Annotated in this window: 2 protein-coding genes; both read right to left on the bottom strand. The window is 77.9% G+C overall.

Annotated features, from left to right (window positions below; genetic code table 11):
• Positions 1-54: 54 nt before the first annotated feature.
• The gene (locus ABEB16_RS17685) at positions 55-3621 is read right to left on the bottom strand and encodes a TM0106 family RecB-like putative nuclease (RefSeq protein ID WP_345713534.1); all 3567 of its coding nucleotides are present in this window, start codon (positions 3619-3621) and stop codon (positions 55-57) included.
• A 190-nt stretch (positions 3622-3811) separates the two neighbouring features.
• Positions 3812-4282: TOBE domain-containing protein (locus ABEB16_RS17680; RefSeq protein ID WP_345713533.1), on the bottom strand; the 471-nt coding region annotated here is incomplete at its 5' end.

Genomic DNA, 4282 nt, shown 5'->3' with positions numbered 1-4282 from the left:
CCACCGGTCCGGGGCGGGGACCGGACGCCGGGCCCGGCTCGCGCGACTCCCGCCCTACCCCCAGGCGCGCCCCTGCTGCAGCAACCCCAGCAGGCCCGACAGCAGCCGCAGCGCCTGCACGCTGCGCACGTCCGCCGCGGCCAGCTGCGGGGAGCACACCAGCACCGCCACCGCCTGCGCCCGCGACAGCGCCACGTTGAGCCGGTTGCGCGAGAGCAGGAACTCCAGCCCCCGCGGCAGGTCGCCCGCCGAGGACGACGTCATCGTCGCCACCACCACGGGCGCCTCCTGCCCCTGGAAGCGGTCGACGGTGCCCACCCGGGCCTCACCCAACCCGGCGGCGGCCAGCTGCTGCTGCACCAGCCGCACCTGCACGTTGTAGGGCGCCACGACCAGCACGTCGGCGGCGGTCAGCGCCCGCGACCGGGAGCCGTCCCGCCAGGTGCGGCCCACCAGCCCGGCGACGACGTCGACGACCGCCGCGGCCTCCTCCACCGAGGACGTCGTGCGCCCGGAGTGCTCCACGCGCAGCACGTGCAGGCCCGGTTCGACGCCGTCCACGGACCGGGCCGCGGCGGACCCGTGCGAGTGCAGCAGCCCGGCGTAGGACAGCTGCGACACCGGCGCGCACACCGCCGGGTGCATCCGGCGGGAGACGTCGAGGAAGTAGCCCAGCTCGGCGGGCACGGTGTCGGCGTCGCCGATGAGGTGCCCCAGCGCGGAGGCGTCCGCCCCGTGCGGGTGGGTGCCCTGCACGACCTGCGGCAGCTGCTGCGGATCGCCCAGCAGCACCAGGTTGCGCGCCGCGCCGGACACGGCGAGGGCGTCGGCGAGGGCGAACTGCCCGGCCTCGTCGACGATCAGGACGTCCACCGGGTCCGCCCGCAGCTCCGCGGCGGAGAAGTTCCACGCCGTGCCCCCGACCAGGTGCCCGCCGGGGTGCTCGGCGCGGAAGCGCACCAGGGCCTTGAGGTCCTTGGGCTGCTCCCACGGCACGTCGTCCAGCGGCTTGCCCTGCGGTTTCTTCGCGGCCGGGACCTCCGTGCCCGCGCGCTGCCCGGCCTCGGCGGCGGCGGCCAGCACGTTCTCCACCGCGCGGTGGCTGGTGGAGGTCACGCCCACGGTGCGGCCGCGGTCCACCAGGTGGCGCACCAGCTCGCCCGCCAGGTACGTCTTGCCCGCCCCGGGCGGCCCCTGCACCGCGAGGGTGGAGGAATCCAGGGCGTCGACGGCGGCGATGACCGCGCGGACGAGGTCCCCGCCGTGCTCGGCGGCGCCCGGCAGCGCCCCGCCACCCACCAGCCGCGGCGGGGTGCGGCGCAGCAGGTCCACGCCGCACGTGCGCGGCAGCCGCGGCAGCGCGTCGGCGGCACGGCGGGCGAGGTCCTCCACCGCCGCGTCCTTGGGCCTGGGTTTCACCGGGTCCCCCGGCAGCACCGCCACGGGCAGGGCGGCGGCGCCGTCGAAGGCGTCGGGCTTCACCGACTCCAGCAGCTCCAGGTCCGCACCGGAGACCGACACCACCGTCGCGCCGCGGGTGCGGGTGGCGCCGCCGTCGGCGTACAGCAGCCGCACGGACTGGTCGGGGGCGAAGGGGTGCGGGCGCTCGGGGTTGCAGCGCGCACGCAGCACCCGCTTGTGGTTGCGCACGCGTCCTGCCGGCTCCTGCCACGGCTCGGCGCGCCAGGACACCGGCACCGCGCAGGTGGCGTCCGTCTCCAGGTCCGACAGCGGCTGCTCCACCCGGCGGAAGTAGTCCCACCACACCGGGTCCATCTCGCGGCGGTGGTAGCCCGCCGCCGCCGCCAGCACCGCCCGCGCCCGCGCGTCGGCGTCCCAGCCGTCCTCGTCGTCGGGCAGCCCGGCCAGCAGCGGCCCGGTGATCGCCGCCAGCGCCGCCGCCTGCTCCTCCCGGGCCAGGCGCCGCTCCTCCATCGCCGCCAGCTCCTCGGCGTCCGGCTCCACCGGCGGGGCACCGGCGATGCCGTGCTCCTCCCGCAGCCGGTGCAGCCAGCGGAACAACCGGTGGGTGGAGACGCAGTCGTCCTCGTTGTACGCGGCGATGTCGTCGAGGGCGGCCTTGGCGGCGGTGTCGTCGCCGCGGCCGCGGGCGGTGACGAACCTCTCGTACACCTCGATGGAGCCGGCCGCCGTCTTGACCTCCCCGCTGCGCGCTGCCGGCATGTACAGCGGCTCCAGGTACTTGATCGAGTACGAGCGCTGCGACACCCGCAACCCCTTGCGCACCACCGCGTACAGGTCGACGAACGCCCGCGTCCGCAGCAGCTCGGCGACCTCGTCCTCCCGGGTGCCGTGCTGCGCGGCGAGCCTCTTCAGCGCCGTCGTCTCGTAGGGGGCGTAGTGGTAGACGTGCGCGCCGGGGTGGGCGGCCCGCCGCGCCACCGCGAAGTCCACGAACTCCTCGAACGCGCGCTTCTCCTCGCCGCGGTTGTGCGCCCAGAACGCCACGAACCGCTCCGCGGGCCCGGGCAGCGGCAGCTCGTCCGCACCGGGCCAGCCGCCCTCCAGCACCACCGCGCCGAACAGGTACTCCAGCCCCGCCCCGTGCAGCGCGTACGGGTCGCCCTCCATGTCGAAGAACACGTCCCCGGGGTCCGGGTCGGGCAGCGCCGCCAGCGCCGCCGGGTCCACGACCTCGGCCACCACCTGGCCCGTCGGCTCCTCCGGGGTGCGGGTGGCGTCCTGGCGCACCTGCAGCGCCGCCTGCAGCCGCAGCGACGTCCACGTGCCCTGCGACATCTCCGTCGGCCGCGCCCCCGGGTCCGCGGCGGCCAGCGCGTCGATCGTGCCGAAGCCGGCCGCGACGAGCACCCGGCGCTGGTCCGAGCGCAGCCCCGCCACCAGGGACAGGTCCCGGTCCGCCTCCCGGCCCTGCTCGCAGGCGGACTCGAAGGCGCAGCCCGTGCACGCCGGGCGCTCCTCGCCCCACGCCCGGTCCGGCAGCACCGCGCCCGCCGCGATCCGCTCCTGCAGCCGGTGGCGCAGGTCGGTGACGACGGCCGTGAAGTCCGCCACCCGCAGCTGCTCGCGGGTGCCGTCGCCCAGCAGCAGGTGCATGTGCTCGACCACCGCGCCCGTGGTGGCCGCCAGCGCCTGCGCGTAGGCGGTGAGCTGCACGACCGCGGCGGGCCGGGCGGTGCGGGCCAGCTTGGTGTCCCACGGTTCGTAGCGCGCCGGGGCCCCCGGCCGGCGGGCCCCGGTGCGCGGGTCGAAGGCGGTGTTCACCAGGAAGTCGGCGCGCCCGGCGAGGAGCCCCGCCCCGGCCGCGTCGAGCAGCACCCCCTGGTGGACCACGGGCACGCCGCGCTCCAGGGCCGCGCGGGTGGTGGCCGCGGCGGCCAGCAGCGCCTGGCGGGTGGGCGCCGGCTGCTCCACGACGAGCACCCCCTCGGGTCCGAACACCCGCCGGAACCCCTCCAGCACGGCGCGCTCGTGCTCCAGGCCGTGCTGCACCACGAGGGGGTCGGGGGTGTCGCTGGGCTCGGGGGCGCCGGGCAGCCCGACGGCCAGGGCGTGCCGCAGGGCGCTGCGGTGCCCGCACTCCAGCAGGTCGACGAGGTCCGTCGGGGAGACGACGGTGCCGTCGGCCAGGTGGAGCACGCGGAACCTCCGGGGATCGGCGGTGGGGACGGGGCTGGTCCGGGGCTGGTCCGGGGCGGTGCCCGACCAGTGTGCGCGGCCGGCACCCCCGCACCGCGCCATCCACGGCATCGGCGCGCCGCGCCGGGTGGTGGAGGGCTGTGCACGCCCCGGTGCCGACCCGCCCCCCGCCCGGCTCAGCCCGCCCGGCTCAGCTCGCCCGGCCGGCGGCGTGCACGGCGACCTCGGTGGCCTTCACCACGAAGCGCACCGCCGAGCCCGGGGCCAGGTCCAGGTCCGCGACCGCCGCCGCGGTGACGTCCGCGGCCAGCCCCGAGGGCAGGTGCCCCGCCCGCGCCGCCCGCACCCGCACCAGCGGCCCGCGCGGCTCCAGCTCCGCGACCACCACGGCCAGGGCGTTGCGCGGGCTGCCCCCCGGCGCACCCCGGTGCACGGCCACCGCCGCCGGCGCGAACACCGCCACCGCGTCCTCCCCGGGCTCGCAGCCGCCGTCGCGCAACCCCACCAGCAGCGAGCCGTCGGCGCAGCGCAACCCCTCCGGCGCCGCGGTGCCCGGCACCAGGTTCAGCCCCGCCGCGCGGGCCGCGAACGCGCTGCGCGGGCGCACCAGCACGTCCCGGGCCGGTCCCTCCTCCACCACCCGGCCCGCCTCCACGACGAC

Origin of the sequence: Kineococcus glutinatus, from assembly GCF_039542765.1 — a bacterium.
Classification (GTDB): domain Bacteria; phylum Actinomycetota; class Actinomycetes; order Actinomycetales; family Kineococcaceae; genus Kineococcus_A; species Kineococcus_A glutinatus.
Note: the sequence above shows the minus strand (reverse complement) of the source record. Positions and strands in the feature narration are given on the sequence as shown.